Origin of the sequence: Achromobacter sp. ACM01 (genome assembly GCF_014851745.1) — a bacterium.
Classification (GTDB): domain Bacteria; phylum Pseudomonadota; class Gammaproteobacteria; order Burkholderiales; family Burkholderiaceae_B; genus Achromobacter; species Achromobacter aegrifaciens.
The window spans coordinates 864,039-882,927 of sequence record NZ_JACVAF010000002.1; the positions used below are offsets into that span (position 1 = coordinate 864,039).

General features: G+C 68.4%; 12 protein-coding genes. 7 read left to right on the forward strand and 5 right to left on the reverse strand.

Features of this window, described 5'->3' with window-relative positions; all coding sequences use genetic code 11:
- Positions 1 to 5: 5 nt before the first annotated feature.
- Complete coding sequence (locus tag IB268_RS12385) at positions 6 to 1,643, reverse strand: ABC transporter ATP-binding protein (RefSeq protein WP_192354317.1); 1,638 nt, start codon at positions 1,641 to 1,643, stop codon at positions 6 to 8.
- Positions 1,644 to 1,828: 185 nt separating this feature from the next.
- Between IB268_RS12385 and IB268_RS12390 the strand changes: the two genes are divergently transcribed.
- Genes IB268_RS12390 through IB268_RS12400 form a run of 3 tightly spaced genes read left to right on the forward strand, consistent with a single transcriptional unit; the run spans position 1,829 to position 4,814 of the window.
- Positions 1,829 to 2,596, forward strand: a complete 768-nt coding sequence (locus IB268_RS12390) for an endonuclease/exonuclease/phosphatase family protein (protein WP_054454294.1) — start codon at positions 1,829 to 1,831, stop codon at positions 2,594 to 2,596.
- On the forward strand, positions 2,593 to 3,786 hold the full coding sequence (clsB, locus tag IB268_RS12395) for a cardiolipin synthase ClsB (protein ID WP_054454292.1): 1,194 nt from the start codon (positions 2,593 to 2,595) through the stop codon (positions 3,784 to 3,786). Before IB268_RS12390 ends, clsB begins: the two co-directional genes overlap by 4 nt.
- Entirely contained in the window at positions 3,783 to 4,814 is a 1,032-nt protein-coding gene (locus tag IB268_RS12400; protein ID WP_054454290.1) for a lysylphosphatidylglycerol synthase domain-containing protein, read from the forward strand. The genes clsB and IB268_RS12400 overlap by 4 nt, the downstream gene beginning before the upstream one ends.
- Here IB268_RS12400 and IB268_RS12405 read toward each other — a convergent pair.
- From IB268_RS12405 to IB268_RS12420, 4 genes are all read right to left on the reverse strand, one after another.
- The gene (locus tag IB268_RS12405) at positions 4,804 to 5,913 is read right to left on the reverse strand and encodes a DUF748 domain-containing protein (RefSeq protein WP_125472080.1); all 1,110 of its coding nucleotides are present in this window, start codon (positions 5,911 to 5,913) and stop codon (positions 4,804 to 4,806) included. The two genes, IB268_RS12400 and IB268_RS12405, sit on opposite strands and share 11 nt — an antisense overlap.
- An 82-nt stretch (positions 5,914 to 5,995) precedes the next feature.
- On the reverse strand, positions 5,996 to 6,334 hold the full coding sequence (locus IB268_RS12410) for a YqjD family protein (RefSeq protein ID WP_054454286.1): 339 nt from the start codon (positions 6,332 to 6,334) through the stop codon (positions 5,996 to 5,998).
- A gap of 45 nt (positions 6,335 to 6,379) precedes the next feature.
- Positions 6,380 to 6,580: a hypothetical protein gene (locus tag IB268_RS12415; protein ID WP_054454284.1), complete on the reverse strand. Its 201-nt coding sequence runs from the start codon at positions 6,578 to 6,580 to the stop codon at positions 6,380 to 6,382.
- Between the two features lie 44 nt (positions 6,581 to 6,624).
- Complete coding sequence (locus tag IB268_RS12420) at positions 6,625 to 8,397, reverse strand: thiamine pyrophosphate-requiring protein (RefSeq protein ID WP_175160545.1); 1,773 nt, start codon at positions 8,395 to 8,397, stop codon at positions 6,625 to 6,627.
- 161 nt (positions 8,398 to 8,558) lie between these two features.
- On the opposite strand from IB268_RS12420, the gene glgA reads away from it, so the two are divergent.
- The 4 genes from glgA to glgB all read left to right on the forward strand — a co-directional run bounded on the left by glgA (position 8,559) and on the right by glgB (position 18,889).
- Entirely contained in the window at positions 8,559 to 10,115 is a 1,557-nt protein-coding gene (glgA, locus tag IB268_RS12425; protein ID WP_192354318.1) for a glycogen synthase GlgA, read from the forward strand.
- A 174-nt stretch (positions 10,116 to 10,289) separates the two neighbouring features.
- Positions 10,290 to 13,322 carry an alpha-1,4-glucan--maltose-1-phosphate maltosyltransferase gene (locus IB268_RS12430; RefSeq protein ID WP_225591392.1) on the forward strand — a complete coding sequence of 1,011 codons (3,033 nt, stop codon included), beginning with the start codon at positions 10,290 to 10,292 and terminating at the stop codon, positions 13,320 to 13,322.
- A gap of 18 nt (positions 13,323 to 13,340) precedes the next feature.
- Positions 13,341 to 16,694 (forward strand): maltose alpha-D-glucosyltransferase, encoded by a 3,354-nt coding sequence (gene treS, locus IB268_RS12435; protein ID WP_192354320.1) that lies wholly within the window; start codon positions 13,341 to 13,343, stop codon positions 16,692 to 16,694.
- The gene (glgB, locus tag IB268_RS12440) at positions 16,691 to 18,889 is read left to right on the forward strand and encodes a 1,4-alpha-glucan branching protein GlgB (protein WP_192354321.1); all 2,199 of its coding nucleotides are present in this window, start codon (positions 16,691 to 16,693) and stop codon (positions 18,887 to 18,889) included. Before treS ends, glgB begins: the two co-directional genes overlap by 4 nt.

Below are 18,889 nucleotides of genomic sequence, written 5' to 3' on the forward strand. Positions count from 1 at the left end.
GCGGCTCAGGCCGCCTGACGCAACGCCGCCGAGGCCGGATCCCAGCGCCGACCCGGCACGGCGGCAAGCAGCGCCTGCGTGTAGGGATGCGCGGGCTGCCCGAAGACCTGGGCGCAGGCCCCCGCTTCCACCACCCGTCCATTCTGCATCACCGCGATATCGTCGCAGACCTGCGCGGCCACGCGCAGATCGTGCGTGATGAAGAGGACGGACAGGCCCAATTGCTCGCGCAGCCGCGCCAGCAGCGCCAGCACCTGCGCCTGCACCGACACGTCCAGCGCCGATACGGGCTCGTCCGCAATCAGCACGCGCGGCCGCATGGCCAGCGCGCGCGCCAGTCCGATGCGCTGACGCTGCCCGCCCGAGAACTCATGCGGATAGCGCCGCACGGCGTCCGGCGACAAACCCACCAGTTCAAACAGTTCCTGTGCGCGCGCCAGCGCTTCCCGCCTGGGCGTGCCGTGCACGATCGGGCCGCGCGCCACGATTTCGCCGACGCGCTGGCGCGGATTCAATGAACCATAGGGATCCTGGAACACCATCTGCACCCGCCGCGCATGCTCGCGCCGTGCTGCGCCGCCATGGAGCGCCAGGGGCGCGCCGGCCAGCGTGATGCGGCCTGCGTCCGGCGGCGCCAGGCCCAGCAAGGCGCGCGCCAGCGTGGATTTGCCCGACCCGCTTTCGCCCACGATGCCCAGCGTGCCACCCTCCTTCAGTGCCAGCGTCACGTCGTCCAGCGCCCGCGTTTCGTGCCCCGGGCGGCCGAACCAGCCGCGCTTGCGGTAGGTCTTGGAGACGGCTTGCGCGCTCAGGATGATGGGCGCATCGCCCCGCAGTTCCGGTCGGACCGCGGCCGGCGCCAGCGGCGGCACCGCTGCGATCAAGGCGCGCGTGTAGGGATGCCGCGGATGCTCCAGCACCTGCCGCGCCGCGCCGCTTTCCACCAGCACGCCGCGCTGCATCACCGCGACGCGGTCGGCAATCTCGGCGACCACGCCGAAGTCGTGCGTAATGAACAGCACGGCCGTGCCCTTGCGGCGCTGCAAGTCGTGGATCAGATGCAGGATCTGCGCCTGCGTGGTGACGTCCAGCGCGGTGGTCGGTTCATCGGCGATCAGCAAGGCGGGTTCCAGGGCCAGCGCCATGGCGATCATGGCGCGTTGGCGCTGGCCGCCTGACAATTCATGCGGATACGCGCCCAGCGCCCGTTGCGGGTCCGGCAGCCGCACGGACTCCAGCAGGTCCAGCGTGCGGCGCCGGATATCGGCACGTCCCAGGCGGGTATGGGTGCGGAACACTTCCGCGATCTGGTCGCCGATGGTCCGCAGCGGATTGAGCGCCGTCATCGGTTCCTGGAAGATCATGCCGATGCGCTGGCCGCGCAGCCGGCGCAAGGCCTCGGGCGCCAGCCGCAGCAGATCCTGCCCTTCCCACAGCACCTGGCCGGCGCTGGCGCGCACGTCCTGGGGCAGCAGCCCCAGGACCGCGCCGGCCGTCAGCGATTTGCCGGAGCCGCTTTCACCCACCACACAGACGATTTCGCCCGCGCTGATGTTCAGCGACAAGTCCTGCAGCGCATGCGGCCGGTCGGCGCCGGGCGGCAGGTCCACGGTCAGGTTCTGGATGCGCAGCAGTTCGGTCATGGGTCGTCCACCAGGAAGAAGCTTCGGATCGTAGGCCTGGCCTGCACGGATGAGAACTGCGCATTTCGCATTTGCTCATTCGGTTTGTGACGCAACAAGCCTGGCGCCACCCCGGCGGTTACGCCTCTTTACGTTTTGGGAACGCGGATTGCTCCGCTGTGCGGATCGACCCATCCGGAGCATCCATGCCCTCCTCCCGCTACATCGATGCCACCACGCTGACCGTGTTGACCGTGAACACGCACAAGGGCTTCACCAGCTTCAACCGCCGCTTCATGCTGCACGAACTGCGCGAGGCGCTGAGGATGGCGAGCCCCGACATCGTTTTCCTGCAGGAAGTGCTGGGAGAACACCAGGGGCACGCGGAACGGCACCAGGGCTGGCCCGCCTTGTCCCAGTACGAATTCCTGGCTGACTCGCTGTGGACGGATTTTGCCTACGGCCGCAACGCGGTCTACCCGGCGGGACATCATGGCAATGCGCTGCTGTCGAGGTATCCCATTGAACAGCACGAGAACCATGACGTGACGGTGCATGGACACGAAGGCCGCGGACTATTGCACTGTGTGCTGCGGGTGCCCTCGCTGGACATGCCCGTCCATGCCATATGCGTGCACCTGGGCCTGCTGGAAGGCCACCGGGGCAAGCAGCTGCGTCGCCTGTGCGAGCTGGTGGCGCAAGGCGTGCCCGCTGGCGAACCGCTGCTGATCGCGGGCGACTTCAACGACTGGCGCCTGCGCGCCGACGCGCTGATGCGGGATTGCGGCACACGCGAGGTCTTCACGTCGCGCCTGGGCCGCCCCGCCCGCACGTTTCCGGCGCGCTGGCCCCTGTTGCGGCTGGACCGCATCTACGTGCGCAACGTCCGGGATTGGCAACCAGTGCCGCTGGCCTCGCGGGTCTGGTCGCGCCTGTCCGACCATGTGCCGATCTGCGCGGAGATCTCGCTATGAACCTGCGCTGGCGCGAGAACAACCGCTATACCCTGCTGGAGAATGGCACGGGCTACTTTCCGGCCGTGCTCGATGCGATCGCCGCGGCGCGCGGCGAAGTGCTGGTGGAAACCTTCATCCTGTTCGACGACGCCGTGGGGCAGGAATTCCAGCGCGCCCTGATCGCCGCGGCCCGCCGCGGCGTCAGCGTGGACCTGACGGTGGACGGCTATGGCTCGGACGAGCTGGACGGCGCCTTCGTCGGCGCCATGACCGAAAGCGGCATCCGCGTCCACGTATTCGATCCCCGCCCGCGCTTTCTCGGCGTGCGCACCAATGTGTTCAGGCGCATGCACCGCAAGATCGTGGCGGTGGATCGCCAGATGGCCTTTGTCGGCGGCATCAATTTTTCCGCTGACCACCTGCCGGACTACGGGCCGCAAGCCAAGCAGGACTATGCGGTGCTGGTGGAGGGACCGCTGGCCGCGGACATCGCGGACTACGCGCGCGAGGCGCTCGCGGTGGATGCGTGGACCCGCAAGCGGCGGCGGCCGGCGCGTCTGGATCCCATGCCGGAGGGCGACGGCGGCGGCCGTCTGGTGGTGCGCGACAACATCGAGCACCAGACGGACATCGAACGTTATTACCGTGCCGGCGTGCGCGCCGCGCGCGAAGACGTGCTGATCGCCAACGCCTACTTTTTCCCTGGTTATCAGTTGCTGCACGATCTGGCCAACGCCGCTCGCCGCGGCGTGCGTGTACGGTTGCTGCTGCAAGGCGAACCCGACGTGCTGGTCGCGCGGCTGGCGGCGTCCATGCTGTATGACTATCTGATCGATGCGGGCGTGGAGATCTATGAGTACTGCAAGCGTCCGCTGCACGGCAAGGTGGCCTGCGTGGACCGCGACTGGAGCACCATCGGATCCAGCAACCTGGACCCGCTCAGCCTGGCGCTGAACCTGGAGGCCAACGTGGTGGCGCGCGACGCCGGTTTGAACGCCGCGCTGCGCCGCAGCCTGGACCGGCTCATCGAACAGGATTGCCGGCGCATCGAGCTGCCCGAGGGATCCAGGCGGCGCTTGCGGCGGCTGTGGATCGGCGTGGTGGTATTCCATTTCCTGCGGCGCTTTCCCGCCTGGGCCGGCAGCCTGCCCGCGCACAAGCCCCGCCTGAAGTCGCTGCCCATGGCGGCGCAAGAGGAGTCGGCATGAGAGTGTTCCGCTCCACGCTGACGCGCGCCTGGCGCCACCGCTGGCCGCGAGTCAAGCGTGCCTTGCCTGTGATCGTATTGGCGTTGGTGGCGGCGCTGCTGTACTACTTTGGCCGTTCGATCGACTGGGCCCAGGTCTGGGTCGCCATGCGCAGGATACCGCCGGGGACGATAGCCATCGCCGCCGCGCTGGTCGTGGCGGGCTACCTGGCGTATGGCGCCCTGGATCTGCTGGGCAAGCGCTACACCCGCCATACCCTGCCCTGGGCCAAGGCCCTGGGGGTGGCCATGATGAGCTACGCCCTGAACCTGAGCCTGGGCGTCCTGCTCGGAGGCCTGGGCGCGCGCCTCAGGCTGTACGCCCGGCTGGGCTGCCGCAAGTCGGTGGCGACCCGGGTGGCCCTGTTTTCCGCGGTCTCCAACTGGGTAGGTTACGCGTGGGTTGCTGGCGCGCTGTTCGTCGCGGGCGCCGTGCCCGTGCCGCAGGGGTGGGCCATCGGTTCGAATCTGCTGCGCGTGCTGGGTGCGGCGCTGTTGTTGCTGGCGGCCGGCTACGTGGCAGTATGTGCGCGGGCCACGCGGCGGTCCTGGACCTTGATGGGACAGCACGCCGTGTTGCCCCGCGCCGGCATGGCGGCGGCGCAGAGCGCGGTTGCGGCATTGTCGTGGGTGATCATGGGCGCCATCATCCACCTGCTGCTGCAGGGCAAGGCCAGTTATCCCGCGGTGCTCGGCATCCTGCTGTGCGCCAGCTTCGCGGCCTTGATCATCCGCGTGCCGGGCGGGCTGGGCACGACAGAAGCCATCTTCGTGGCCACGCTCGCGCCAGGAATCCCGGCCCCCGAGGTGCTGGGCGCGGTATTGGCCTACCGCGCGCTATATGCGTTCGCGCCTTTGTTCCTGGCGCTGGCAGCCTTTGGCGTGATGGAGGTGAAGCTCAGGCGCCGGCGCGCGCACGCGGGGGGCCACGCTCAGCCCGCCGCGGACGGCGGCCGCGGCAACAACACGGGCCAGTCGTTCAAGGTTTAGGCGTGAGCAGGTCCGACAAGGCATTGCCCAATTCCTTCACCGCGCCGGTGACGCCTTCGGCCGCGCCCTCGGCGCCCACCCCGATCGCATGGCTGAAGCCCTGAGCCACCTGGGCGGCAAAGCCGCGCGTGACGGAAAACTTGGGATTGTCCAGGTCGCCCGCCAGGGCAAAGTCGAAGCGCAGCGTGCCGCTTTGGTCCTTCAGCGCCGCCAGCACCGCCTTGCGCGGCAAGGAAAACAGGTCGCCGTTGCCGCCAAAGCGCAAGCCGCGCAGGGCCACGGTACCCGTGGCCTGCAGTTGCCGCTTGGCGATGGCGGTACGCATGTCCAGGTCCATGGCGCCCGCAGCCAAGGACGTGGCGCCGTTGTCCGCAAGGTACGGCGCGGCATGCTGGATGTCCATGTTGCGCACCGCCACCTTGATGTCGGCATCCGTGCTGCCCAGCACCAGCCAACCTTGCGCCCGTACCGTGGCCGCGCCGTTGCGGTTGCCTTCGACATTGCCGGAGAATTCCATCTCGCTGCGCGCGCCGTCGCCGGGGAGGGTCAGCGGACGCAGGCTCGCCTGGACGCCAGAAAACGGGATCCGATGCGCGGGCCGGGAGACCGCCGCGTCCTCGAAATCCAGCCGGCCGTCGCGCAGGATCAGTTGCGCGATGCGGATCGGAGTATTGCGCCGGGATTGGCCGTCATTGCCTGCGCCGGCCCGCAAGGAAGACTGCAAGGCGGGCGCGATGTCCATGTCGCCATTCGCCCTGCGCACCACGGTGAAGTCGAAGCCTTCGATGATGACGGTCTTGAAGACGGTCTCGTGCCGCAGAAAGGCAGACCACTCCGGCTCCAGGATCACGTGCCGCGCGCGAGCGCCGGCCTGCCCCGTGCCGCCCGATATCGTCACGTCCTTCAGGATCACCTGCCGGTAGCCGATGTCCACCTGTCCCACCTCGCCGCGCGGCCCCAGCATGTTGGCGATGCGTTGCTCGGCGATGCGCAGGGCGGCGAACGCCAGCACGACGGCCACGGCCGCAATCAGGGTTACGACCGCGAAGGCTTTCCCCCATAGCGATCTGCGGCGTGGCGCGGCTGGGTCGAGGTTCATCGTGGATTCCGGTGTTGCGGCGCAATCCGAGCATGGTCCTGGAAACGCCCCGCCCCATCAATGGGCAAAAAGGATTAGGCGCTCAGCGGCGTTTATGGTCGGACATGAGGCACACCCCCGCCAGTACGCCGATCAGCGCCGCGCCCGCCAGGCTCTTCCAGGCGTTTTCGTGGACGTACTCGTCGGCGGCATGGGAGGCATGCCTGGCGCGGTCCCAGGCCGCCCGTTCCCAGCCCTTGGCGTGTTCGCGGGCAGCCTCCAGTTGGTGCTTGAGGCTGTCGCGCGCCGATTCGATCTCGGATCCGCCGTAGCTAGCCGTGCTGCGCAAGAGCGCCTCGGTGCCGGAGATCAGCTCGCGCATCGTGCGCGTGGCGTTGTCGGCCGGTTGAAACATGTCCCGCAATCCATGGTGCTTGTTCATACGTGCTCCTCGTGAAAAAACTGTGCCGCGGAAGGCCGCGGTCCGTCAAAGCCTGTCGATTCCCGGCGTCTGCTGGGGATCCAGTCCCGGCATGGGGTTGGGCAGGCTGTCGGGCGGCCAACGGCCGTGCCGGTCGGTCTCATGCCCGCCAGGGTCGGGGTTGGACTGTTCGGCGGGATGCTGCTCCGGACCCGGTTGCTTGGGGTCCGCGGGCCGGGCGGGCCCGGAAGGTTTGGACTTGGTCATGGCATGCTCCTGAACGACGGAATGCGATCGATGCGGCCGCGGCCTCAACCGGCCCACCATTGCTTGATGGTCGCGCGCAAGGCCGCGCCCGCCGCGCCGCCCTCTTCCTTGCGCAGCGCCTGGAAGTACGCGGCCACCTGCCTGGCCGGGATGTGCGGCGGCAAGGGCGGCATCTCGGGGTCGGTCACCATTTCCAGCACGACCGGACGGGTTGCCGCCAGGGCTTGATCCCAGGCGTCTCCCACGGCGTCCGGGCTGTCCACCCGTATGCCCTCCAGGCCTAACAGGCGGCCGTACTCCGCATAGGAAAGCTGGGGCAGCCATTGCGAATCCGCGAACCTGGGGTCGCCGCCCATGACGCGCTGCTCCCAGGTGACCAGATTCAGGTCGCCGTTGTTCAGGACCATGACGATCAAGGTCGGGTTGGCCCAGTCCTTCCAGCGGTGGGCGATGGTGATCAGCTCGTTCATGCCCAGCATCTGCATGGCGCCATCTCCGACCAGCGCAATGACGGGCCGATCCGGATGCGCCAGCTTGGCGGCAAGCGCATAAGGCACGCCGCAGCCCATGGTGGCCAGGCCGCCCGATACCGAGCCCATCATCCCTTCACGCAGCGCGATGTCGCGCGCGTACCAGTTCGCCGCCGAGCCCGAGTCGCAGGTCAGAATGCTGCGCGGCGGCAGCCGTTTCGACAGTTCCAGGAAGGGTCGTTGCGGATTCAGCGGCTTGGCCTGCACCATTGCGCGGGCCTCCACGGTTTCGTGCCAGCGCGCGACCTTGGCCTCGATGCGTTCGCGCCAGCGGCGCGCGGTCTTGGGCTGCAATAAGGGAATCAGCGCCTGCAGGGTCAGCCGGCTGTCGCCGACCAGGCCAAGTTCCACGGGATAGCGCAGGCTGAGCTTGCGGCCGTCCAGATCGATCTGCACCGCCCTCGCCTGTCCCGGCGGCGGCAGGAATTCCGAATACGGGAACGACGTGCCCACCATCAGCAAGGTGTCGCACTCGTTCATCATGTCCCAGCTGGGCTGCGTGCCCAGCAATCCGATGCAGCCCGTGACGTACGGCAGGCTGTCGGGCACCGCCGCCTTGCCCAGCAGCGCCTTGGCCACGCCAGCGCCCAGCAGTTCAGCGGTCTGGCGCACTTCCGCGCCAGCCTGCAGCGCGCCCGCCCCGACCAGCATGGCGACCCGTTCGCCGCGGTTGAGGATGTCGGCGGCATTGCGCAACGCAGCCTCGCCGGGTACGCCGGCATGCGAGGTCAAGCCTATGCCCGTCGGCACGGTGCCATGTTCGCGGGCGGGCTTTTCAACCGCCGGCAAATCCTGCACATCGTTTGGAAAAATGACGCAGGTCACGCTGCGCCGCTCCAGGGCGATGCGCATGGCGCGGTCGATCATGTGGCGCGCCTGTTCGGCGGTCGCGGCCATCTGCACGTAATCGTGCGCCACGTCCTTGAACAGGCTGATCAGGTCGACCTCCTGCTGGTAGTCGCCGCCCAGGGCGCTGCGGGCTTGCTGGCCGACCAGGGCCACGACAGGCTGATGGTCCAGCTTGGCGTCGTACAGGCCGTTCAATAAGTGAATGGCGCCTGGACCGGAGGTCGCCAGGCAGACCCCGGCCTGGCCGGTGAACTTGGCGTGGGCGCAGGCCATGAACGCGGCGGCTTCTTCGTGGCGGGCCTGGACGAACTCCAACGGCTCCTGGGTGCGGCCGAATGCGCCGATCAGGCCATTGATGCCGTCCCCTGGGTAGCCGTAGATCCTCCTGACCCCCCATTGCGACAGCCGTTCCAGCACAAAGTCCGCCACAGTCTTCATTCGATGCTCCCGCGTTTGCCTGCATTCCGACAGAACGCCTGAATCAGCAATTGCCGTTCCCGGCGTTCTAACGCCTGCGACGGTGCCGGCGCGGGCACGGCGCTTGCGGATGAAATCCCTGCGGCGGACGCGCTCGACGATCCGCCTAAAAGGGAGTTGGCATGACAAAGATTCGAACCCTGGTAGTGGCGGGTGAAGCGTTTCCCCTGGCGAAGACGGGCGGCCTGGGGGACGCCATAACGGGCATGGCGCGCGGGCTGTGCGAAGCCGGCGTGCCCGTGACGGTGCTGCTTCCGGCCTACCGCGGCGTGCGCCAGCGGCTGGAGCGCTTGCGGGTAGTGGCGCCGCTGCACAACCTGCCGGGCGGCGAAGCGCAGCTCCTCGCGGGGCATTGCCCGCAGTCGGGGTTGGACTTCCTGCTACTGGAAAACGACGCGCTTTATGACCGGCCTGGCATCTATCTGGACGAAGACAACCGCGAGCACGCCGACAATGCGCTGCGCTACGCGGCGCTGGCCCATGCGGCGGTGCGCGTGGCGGGCGGCCTGCCCGGCATCGCGCGGCCGCAACTGCTGCATGCGCACGACTGGCACGCCGGACTCGTGCCGCTGTTGCTGCGGGAATATGGCCCGGGCGACGTCAAAAGCATCATGACCATCCACAACCTGGCGTTCCAGGGACAGTTCCCGATGGAATGCGCCGCCGCCCTGGGCATCCCTGAACGCTACCGTAACGACGAAGCCGCCGGCGCCTGGGGCCGCTTGAATTTTCTCAAGACCGGCATCCGCTACGCCGACCGCGTCACCACCGTCAGCCATACCTACGCCCGGGAAATCCTGACGCCCGCCTTCGGCTGCGGGCTGGAGGGGCTGCTGCGGCGGCGCGCCGCCGATCTGGTGGCCATCCCCAACGGCATCGACAACATGGTGTGGAATCCGGTGCGCGATCCGCATCTGGGCTCATTGCGGTTCTCGGCGCGCGACCTGGGCCGCAAGGCTCGCTGCAAGGCGGCCCTGCAGCGCGAGTTCGAGTTGCATGAGGACGCCGAAGCCGTGCTCCTGGCGATGGGCAGCCGGCTGACGGAACAGAAGATGGCGGACGTCGCCGCGCAGGCCTTGCCGCAGGCGCTGGAACGCCACCCGCGCCTGCAGGTCGCGATTCTTGGCCAGGGCGACCGTCGCCTGGAAGAGGCCCTGAAACTGTTGTGCGCGCGCTTTCCCGGGCGCTGCGCCACCCGCATCGGCTATGACGAGGCAGTGGCGCACCGGCTGCACGCGGGCTCCGACATGCTGCTGCACGGCAGCCGCTTCGAGCCGTTCGGCCTGACGCCTCTGTACGCGATGCGCTACGGCTCCATCCCGATAGGCTCGCGGGTGGGCGGCATGGCCGACACGATCGACGATCCCGGGCCGCGCGCGCCGCTCTCGGCAATGGCCGGGTCCAACGGCTTGCTGTTCGACGGCGACGACCCTGCGGCCATGGCCGCGGCCATCGCCCGCGCCCTGAGCTTGCGCGAGGACGCCATGCTCTGGCGCACCATGCAGCGCAACGCTATGAGCGCGGATTTCAGCTGGCGCGCCGCCGCGGCGCCCTACGCCGAGCTCTATCGCGCGCTGGCCGATACCGGCAGGAAGCCCCGCGTGCCAACCGTGGCCGAGGTGGCCGCCCTGCGCGCTGGCCAGCGTTCTGGCGGGCCGCTGCCCGCGCCCGCGGTCTAGGCTCGCCCACAGGAGGAACCGCAGGTGCCCACAGCCCCGCCTATCCATCCCCACGCTCCCCTGCGCCTCTACCACGCCCGTGGCGGCGCAACCGGGGACGTCCGCGCCCGTGGCGGCGAGCTGGGGCCGGCCCTTTATTCACGCCTGCGGCAACGCGGATTCAATGCCTTGCTGATGCCGGCGCCCTGGCTGTCGGGGCCGGAAGGCGCTTCGCCCGCCCCGCTGGATGCCGACAGCGCGCTTTTGGCGGGCAAGCGCGTGGCCATGGCCGACTGGATCGCGCACGCAGCCGGGCAGCTTGCCGAACATGGCCTGGCCCTGTACCTCGATATCGTCATGGACCGCTGCGCCATTGGCGCCGTAGCCGACACGGCGGGCCCCGGCTGGTACCAACCGCCCGCCGAAAACCCCGCGCGCGATCCGCGCATGAGCATCGACGTGCGCGAGGCGCTGCACTTGCGCCCGGGGCCGCCACCGCCCGGCTTTGTGCAGGCCTGGAGCGCGCGGCTGAAGCGCTGGACCGAACGCGGCGCCGCAGGCTACGTCTTTCACGCGCCGCAATGCCTGCCGGCCCAGGATTGGGCGGCATTGGCAGCGGCAGTGGGCGGCCCGGATCGCACCGCGCAATTTTTTGCCTGGGCGCAGGGACTGCCGCCCGAGTCGCTGGCGGCCCTGCGCGGCGCGGGTCTGGACGGCCTGTGCTCGTCCTTGCCCTGGTGGGACTACAAGTCCGGCTGGCTGGCGGAGGAAGACGGCAGGCTGCGCGCCATCGCTCCCGTCATCGCTTCGCCGCCGCGCGTGGCCCCGGACAAGCGCGGTGCCTGGGCCGCGGCGCTATCCGCGGATGTCCTCATGTTCGACGACGAGGACGATGCCCGGTTGCCCGACGTAGCCGAGGCCAATCGCTGGTTTGAACAAGCCGGATTGCGCGGCCCGCTGCGTCTGGCCGGCGGGCGCGACGGCCACTGCACCCTGCTGCTGCGCGACTGCGCGGCCGGCACCGCCGTACTGGCGCTCAATCCTTCGGATACGGAGGAGGCAAGCGTGGATTGGGACGCGTTGGCGCCGCTGCTGCCGCCGGCCGATTTCCTGTCCGAAGGCGTGCCGGACGGCCTGGCGCTGCAAGGCAATGCCATTGCGCCCGCCGGTTGCGCCATGTATCTGCTCGAACCTACGCATCCGGTGCGCGAAGCCTCGCGCCACGTGGCGCGCCGCATGGATGGCGCCATCAGCCAGCGCATCGTGGTCGAGCAGGTCAGTCCGACCGTGGATAGTGGCGCCTTCCCCATCAAGAGCATCCCGCATGAGCGGATTCCCGTCAGCGCCGACATCTACATGGATGGCCATGAACTGCTGGCCGCAGAACTGCGCTGGCGGGCGGCGGATGAAAGTTCGTGGCGCGCCGCGCCCTTCACGCGCGGCTTGAACGACCGCTGGGAAGCCTCGTTCCGTCCGCGCCGCATCGGGCCGCACGAGTTCGTGGTGCACGCCTGGCTCGACGCCTGGCAGACTTTCCGCCATGACCTGGAGGTGAAACACCAGGCCGGCGTGGACCTGCGCCTGGAAGTGGAGGAAGGCCTGCTGATGCTGCGCGCAGCGCTGGCGCGCGCCCGCAACGCGTCGCACCCCGGCGCCATGAGGTTGCGCGAGACCCTGCAAAGGTTCGCCAAGGCCACCGAAGGCGAGCTGGCTGCGCCCACACCGCAACAGATCGATGCACTGCTGGACGAAGACCTGGCCGGCACCATGCGCGAACTGGACGACCGCCCTTTCGAATACGTCAGCCCCGCGCCCTATCCGGTCTGGGTGGATCGCAGCCAGGCCTGCCACGCCAGTTGGTATGAGCTGTTTCCGCGCTCGCAATCCATGCTGCCCGGCCAACACGGCACCTTCGACGATGTGATCGCACGGCTGCCAGATGTGCGCGAGATGGGATTCGACGTGCTGTATCTCCCGCCCATACACCCCATCGGGCAACGCAACCGCAAGGGGCGCAACAACAGCCTGCGCGCCGAGCCCGGCGATGTGGGCAGTCCCTATGCCATCGGTTCGGCCGAAGGCGGGCACGACGCGGTTGAACCGCTGCTGGGCGGACTGGACGGGTTCCTTCGGCTGGTCGATGCCGCCCGCGCCCACGGCATGGAAGTGGCGCTGGACTTCGCAATTCAGTGCTCGCCGGACCACCCCTGGCTGGCGCGGCACACGGACTGGTTCTCCTGGCGTCCGGATGGTTCGCTGCGCTATGCGGAAAATCCGCCGAAGAAGTACCAGGACATCGTCAATGTCGCCTTCTACGGCGCCGCCGCGCGCCGCGCGCGCAAGCTGACCCTGTGGCGTGCGCTGCGCGACGTGGTGCTGTTCTGGGTACAGCATGGCGTGCGCACCTTCCGGGTCGACAACCCGCATACCAAGCCGCTGCCATTCTGGCAGTGGCTGATCGCCGAGGTCCATGCCCAGCATCCCGACGTGATCTTCCTGTCCGAAGCCTTCACACGGCCCAAGATGATGTACCGGCTGGCGAAGATCGGCTTTACCCAGTCCTACACCTACTTCACCTGGCGCAATGACAAGGCGGAACTGGAATCCTATCTGGAGGAAGTCTCCACGCCGCCCGCCGCCGATTTCTTCCGCCCGCACTTCTTCGTCAACACGCCGGACATCAATCCCTACTTCCTGCAGTCCTCGGGCCGCCCGGGCTTTCTGATACGCGCCGCGCTGGCGGCGCTGGGATCCGGCCTGTGGGGCATGTACAGCGGCTTCGAGCTGTGCGAGTCGGCGGCCTTGCCGGGCAAGGAGGAATACCTGGACTCCGAAAAGTACGAATTGCGCCAGCGCGACTGGTTTGCGCCGGGCAACATCCGCGCGGAGATCACCCGCCTGAACCAGATCCGGCGGACCAACCCGGCGCTGCAGAGCCATCGGGGCCTGACCTTGGTGCATAGCGGCAACGACCGCGTGCTGGCGTTCTGCAAGTCCACGCCTGGCCGCGGCAATTTCATCCTCGCGGCCATCAGCCTGGATCCTTTCCAGCAGCAGGCGGCGCGCATCGAGGCGCCCTTCTGGCTGTTCGGCGAGGCCGACACGGGCCGGCTGATCGCCGAGGACCTGCTGGCCGAGCGCAGCGAGCCATGGCAGGGGCAGATCCGCGAACTGACCCTGCATCCCGATCAACCCTATCGCGTGTGGCGCTTGTCGCTGCATGGATGACCCCGCACGCCCATTGCCATGATCAGTGAAACCCAACCTCTCCAGGACGATGGCCTTTGGTACAAGGATGCGGTCGTCTATCAGCTGCACGTCAAGTCATTCTTCGACTCGAATGGCGACGGCGTGGGCGATCTGCCAGGCCTGATCTCCAAGCTGGATTACATCTCCAGCCTGGGGGTCAACACGATCTGGCTGCTGCCCTTCTATCCCTCGCCGCGCCGCGACGACGGCTATGACATCGCCGACTACCGCGGGGTGCACGCGGACTACGGCACCGTGGCCGACGTGAGGAAGCTGATCCGCGCGGCCCACGCCCGCGGCCTGCGCGTCATCACCGAGCTGGTGGTCAACCATACCTCGGACCAGCATCCCTGGTTCCGCCGCGCGCGCGCGGCCAAACCCGGATCGGCCGCACGCAACTTCTACGTCTGGTCGGACAACGACAAGGCCTACGCCGGCACGCGCGTCATCTTCTGCGATACCGAGAAATCCAATTGGACCTGGGACCCCGAGGCCGGCGCCTACTTCTGGCACCGCTTCTATTCGCACCAGCCCGACCTGAACTACGACAATCCGCATGTGCTCAAGGAAGTGCTGGCAGTGATGCGCTATTGGCTGGACATGGGCGTGGACGGCCTGCGCCTGGACGCGGTGCCGTACCTGGTCGAGCGCGAAGGCACCAACAACGAAAACCTGCCCGAGACGCACGAGGTGCTCAAGCGCATCCGGGCCGTGATCGACGCCGAGTATCCCAACCGCTTGCTGCTGGCCGAGGCCAACCAGTGGCCGGAGGACGCGCAGGAATACTTCGGCGCGGGCGACGAATGCCATATGTCCTTCCATTTCCCGCTGATGCCGCGCATGTACATGGCGATCGCGCAGGAGGACCGCTTCCCGATTATCGACATCATGCGCCAGACGCCGGACATTCCCGCGTCCTGCCAATGGGCGATCTTCCTGCGCAACCATGATGAACTGACGCTGGAAATGGTCACCAGCCGTGAACGCGACTATCTCTGGAACGTGTACGCGGCGGACCCGCGCGCCCGCATCAACCTGGGCATCCGGCGCCGTCTGGCGCCGCTGCTGGAGCGCGACCGGCGCAGGGTCGAGCTGATGAACAGCCTGCTCCTGTCCATGCCGGGCACGCCCGTCCTGTACTACGGCGACGAGCTCGGCATGGGCGACAACGTGCACCTGGGCGACCGCGACGGCGTGCGCACGCCGATGCAGTGGTCGCCCGACCGCAATGGCGGCTTTTCGCGCGCCGACCCCGAACAGCTGCCGCTGCCGGTGCTCATGGGCCCCTTGTACGGCTATGAAGCGGTGAACGTGGAGGCGCAGCAGCGCGATCCGCATTCCCTCCTGAACTGGACCCGACGCCTGTTGGCGCAGCGCCGGCAAAGCCATGCATTCGGGCGCGGCACGCTGCGCTTCATCTTCGCAGGCAACCGGAAGATCCTGGCGTATCTGCGCCAATGGCAGGACACCACCATCCTGTGCGTGGCCAACCTGTCCAACGCCGCCCAGCCCGTGGAACTGCAGCTGCAGGAATTCAATGGCCGCGTGCCAGTCGAAATGCTGGGCGGTACGCCCTTCCCGGCCGTGGGTGAACTGCCGTATCTGCTGACCCTGCCGCCCTACGCGTTTTACTGGCTGGACCTGAGCAACGAAGCCGCGCCGCCAGACTGGTATGCGAGCGCTCCCGCGCAGATGCCGGAACTCACCACGCTGGTGCTGCGCGCCCACGGCGGCGCCGCGCTGACCGACGTCTCCCGCGCTACGCTGGAGCGCGAGGTCCTGCCCCAGTACCTGGCGCGCCAGCGCTGGTATCCGGCCAAACAGCCGCCCGCCCGCGCACGCCTGGCGTACGCCACGCCGTTCACGGCGGCCGATGGCGAGTATTACTGGGCCGAGGTCGAGCCCGAGGACGGCGTCACGGGCCTGCGCGCGCAAGCGCCCTTCGTGCTGGTGTGGGACGAGACGGCAGCGGTGCATTATGCGATCGCGCGGGTGCGGCGCGGGGCCGAGGTCGGCATTCTGGCGGACGCCTTTCTGCAGCCCGGCTTCGTGCGCGGCATCGTCCAGGCCATGCAAGAGGGCCGCGAGCTCGACGGCCGCAGCGGCGGCAAGCCTGGCGACAAGCCGGGCGTGATCCGCTTCCTGCCCGAAGCTGGCCTGGCCGCCCTGGAGGTCGCCGGGGACGGCGAACTGCAGTGGCTGACGGGCGAGCAATCCAACAGCTCGGTCGTCGTCGATGGCAAGCTGATACTGAAGCTGATCCGCGCCGTCCAGCCCGGCGGATCGCCCGAGTTGGAAATGACCCGCTATCTGACGCGCGCCGGCTACGCCAACATGCCGGCGCTGCTGGGCGAGGTCCAACGTGAGGATGCCGACGGCGTGGTCCATACGCTGGCGGTGGCGCACCGCTACGTCGCCAACGAAGGCGACGCCTGGAGCTGGACGCTGGATCTGCTCAAGCGCACGCTGGACAACGCGCTGCTGGTGAACCAGAGTCCGGACGAATTCGCCCAGGACCTGCAGGGCTACGCCGCAATGGCCGCCACCATGGGCGAACGTCTGGCGCAGATGCACAACCTGCTGTCGCAGGCCTCCGACGACCCCGCGTTCCAGCCGCGCGCCGCCAGCCAGGCGGACGCCGATGCGCGCACGCGCCGCGTCCAGGACCTGCTCGAACGCGCGGAAAAGGACTTGCGCGCGCAGCTCGGTGAACTGGAAGCCCCTTCGCGCGCCTGCGCGGAATGGTATTTCGAGCACCGCGCCCGGCTGGCGGCGCGCGTGGCGGCGATGGCGCAGGCCGAGACCGGCGTCCTTTGCCTGCGCGTGCACGGCGACTTCCATCTTGGGCAGGTGCTGGTGGCGCAGGCGGACGCCTATCTGATCGACTTCGAAGGCGAACCGGTCAGCAGCGTGGACGCGCGCCGCGCCCTCGCCTCGCCCTACAAGGATGTGGCGGGCATGCTGCGTTCGTTCGACTATGCCGCCGCCTCGATCGCCCGCACCGACATCATCGGCGGCGCGCCGACCGACGCCAATGCCGGCGCGGGCGAAACGCCGGGCGCGCCTGTCGCGCCAGCAGAACTGCGCGACCTGCTGTTGGCGCGCTTTCGCCAGACCGCCAGCCAGGCCTTCCTGCAAGGCTACCGCGATGCGCGCGCCTCGGCGCTTATCCCGCCTGCGGATGAAGACGCGCTGCTGGCCCTGGCCCAACTGGAGAAGGCCGCCTATGAAGTGAGCTATGAAGCCGCGCATCGCCCAGACTGGATTTCGATACCGCTGTGCGCCCTGGCGGAACTGGCGCGCAGCCTGCTGCTGTCGGCCGCGGTGGACGAAGAGGATGCACGATCATGAGCCAGGACATGCCCGCAGGCGGCAGCATCAGCCCCATAGCGCCCGTCGAACTGGCCGCCTTGGCCAGCGGCCTGCACAGCGACCCCTATGCCTTCCTGGGGCCGCACGACGGCGAAGTGCGGGTGTATGCCCCGGGCGCGCGGGCCGTGGCGGCGCTGGACGGCGACGGCGCGCGCATCCCCTTGCGCGAACAGGGCCAGGGACTGTTTCTTGGACGCGTTCCTTACGCCCGCCCCGGCGACGGCGCCTCGTACCGTCTGGCGATCCAATGGCCCGACGCCGAACAGATCACCGCCGACCCCTATGCCTTCGGCACCCTGCTGGAAGACGGCACGCTGGAAGAGCTGGCGCAAGGCGCATGGCGCAGCGTGGGAACGGCCCTGGGCGCGCGCCTGATGGAAGTCGACGGCGTGGCCGGCCTGCGCTGCGCGGTATGGGCGCCGAACGCGCAACGCGTGGCGGTGGTGGGCGATTTCAACGCCTGGGACAGCCGCCGGCACGGCATGCGGCTGCGGCACCGCGCCGGCGTCTGGGAGATCTTCATCCCGGACGTGCAGGCCGGCGAACGCTACAAGTTCGCAATCACCGACCGCGCCGGCAACCTACGGCTCAAGGCCGATCCGCTGGCGCGACGCAGCGAATCGCCGCCTGCCACCGCCTCGGTGGTGGAAGACGGCGCCGACTATCCGTGGCAAGACCAGGCCTGGATGGCGCAGCGGCGCACGCGCCAGTCCACGGACGCGCCGCTGTCCATCTACGAAGTGCACGCCGGGTCCTGGCTGCCTGACGAACCGGAATCGCACGCCTGCATCTGGGACCGGCTGGCCGACAAGCTGCCGGCCTATGCCCGCGCCATGGGGTTCAGTCATGTGGAGCTGCTGCCCGTCATGGAGCATCCTTTCGGCGGGTCCTGGGGTTATCAGCCGCTGGGCATGTTCGCGCCCGCGGCCCGCTATGGTCCGCCCGCCGCATTCGCCCGTTTCGTCGACCGCTGCCACCACGCAGGCATCGGCGTCATCCTGGACTGGGTGCCTGCGCACTTCCCGGACGATGCGCACGGCCTGGCCCGCTTTGACGGCACGGCGCTCTACGAGTACGAGGATCCGCGCGAAGGCTATCACCCGGACTGGCACACCATGGTCTACAACCTGGGCCGCACGGAGGTGCAGGCCTTCATGATCGCCAGCGCGCTGCATTGGCTGCAGCGCTTCCATGTCGACGGCCTGAGGGTGGACGCGGTCGCGTCCATGCTCTATCGCGACTACAGCCGCCAGCCCGGCCAATGGATCCCCAACCGCTACGGCGGCCGGGAAAACCTGGAGGCGGTGCAGTTCCTGCAGGCGCTCAACGGCACCGTGCGCCACGAAGTGCCGGACGCCATCATGGTCGCCGAGGAATCGACGGCCTGGCCCGGCGTCACCGCGCCGATCGCCGACGGCGGGCTGGGCTTTCACTACAAATGGAACATGGGCTGGATGCACGACACCTTGCGCTACCTGTCCGAGGACCCCGTGCACCGCAAGCATCACCACCACGACATCACCTTCAGCATGGTGTATGCGTACAGCGAGCGCTTCATCCTGCCTCTATCGCACGACGAAGTGGTGCACGGCAAAGGATCGCTGCTGGCCAAGATGCCGGGCGACGCGGCCGCCAGGCTCGCCAACCTGCGAGCCTACCTCGGCTTCATGTGGGCTCATCCCGGCAAGAAGCTGCTCTTCATGGGCGGGGAAATGGCCCAGCCACGGGAATGGAACCACGACGTACCTCTGGATTGGGACCTGCTGGACCGTCCCGGCCATCTGGGCATACAGCGGCTGGTTGCCGACTTGAATGGCCTGTACCGCGGGGTGCCGGCGCTGCATGCGCTGGATGCCGACCCGGCGGGCTTCGCCTGGACGATCCTGGACGACCGCGACAACAGCGTGGTCGCATTCATCCGCAGCGACGGCGTCCATCACGTGCTCGCGGTCGCCAACTTCACGCCGGTGGCGCGGCACGACTACCGCATCGGCGTGCCGCGGGCTGGCCGCTGGGCGGAAAAGCTGAATACCGACGCCACGCACTATGGCGGATCCGGCCAGGGCAACCAGGGCGGCGCCAGCACCGGCGTCAGCGCGTCCCATGGCCAGCCCCAGGCCCTATCCCTGACCTTGCCGCCGCTGTCCACCCTCTTCCTGCTCTACGAAGGCTGA

Coding starts and splice junctions, on each gene's coding strand:
- IB268_RS12385 (WP_192354317.1), bottom strand. CDS start 1,643: ATGACCGAACTGCTGCGCATCCAGAACCTGACCGTGGACCTGCCGCCC.
- IB268_RS12390 (WP_054454294.1), top strand. CDS start 1,829: ATGCCCTCCTCCCGCTACATCGATGCCACCACGCTGACCGTGTTGACC.
- clsB (WP_054454292.1), top strand. CDS start 2,593: ATGAACCTGCGCTGGCGCGAGAACAACCGCTATACCCTGCTGGAGAAT.
- IB268_RS12400 (WP_054454290.1), top strand. CDS start 3,783: ATGAGAGTGTTCCGCTCCACGCTGACGCGCGCCTGGCGCCACCGCTGG.
- IB268_RS12405 (WP_125472080.1), bottom strand. CDS start 5,913: ATGAACCTCGACCCAGCCGCGCCACGCCGCAGATCGCTATGGGGGAAA.
- IB268_RS12410 (WP_054454286.1), bottom strand. CDS start 6,334: ATGAACAAGCACCATGGATTGCGGGACATGTTTCAACCGGCCGACAAC.
- IB268_RS12415 (WP_054454284.1), bottom strand. CDS start 6,580: ATGACCAAGTCCAAACCTTCCGGGCCCGCCCGGCCCGCGGACCCCAAG.
- IB268_RS12420 (WP_175160545.1), bottom strand. CDS start 8,397: ATGAAGACTGTGGCGGACTTTGTGCTGGAACGGCTGTCGCAATGGGGG.
- glgA (WP_192354318.1), top strand. CDS start 8,559: ATGACAAAGATTCGAACCCTGGTAGTGGCGGGTGAAGCGTTTCCCCTG.
- IB268_RS12430 (WP_225591392.1), top strand. CDS start 10,290: ATGCCGGCGCCCTGGCTGTCGGGGCCGGAAGGCGCTTCGCCCGCCCCG.
- treS (WP_192354320.1), top strand. CDS start 13,341: ATGATCAGTGAAACCCAACCTCTCCAGGACGATGGCCTTTGGTACAAG.
- glgB (WP_192354321.1), top strand. CDS start 16,691: ATGAGCCAGGACATGCCCGCAGGCGGCAGCATCAGCCCCATAGCGCCC.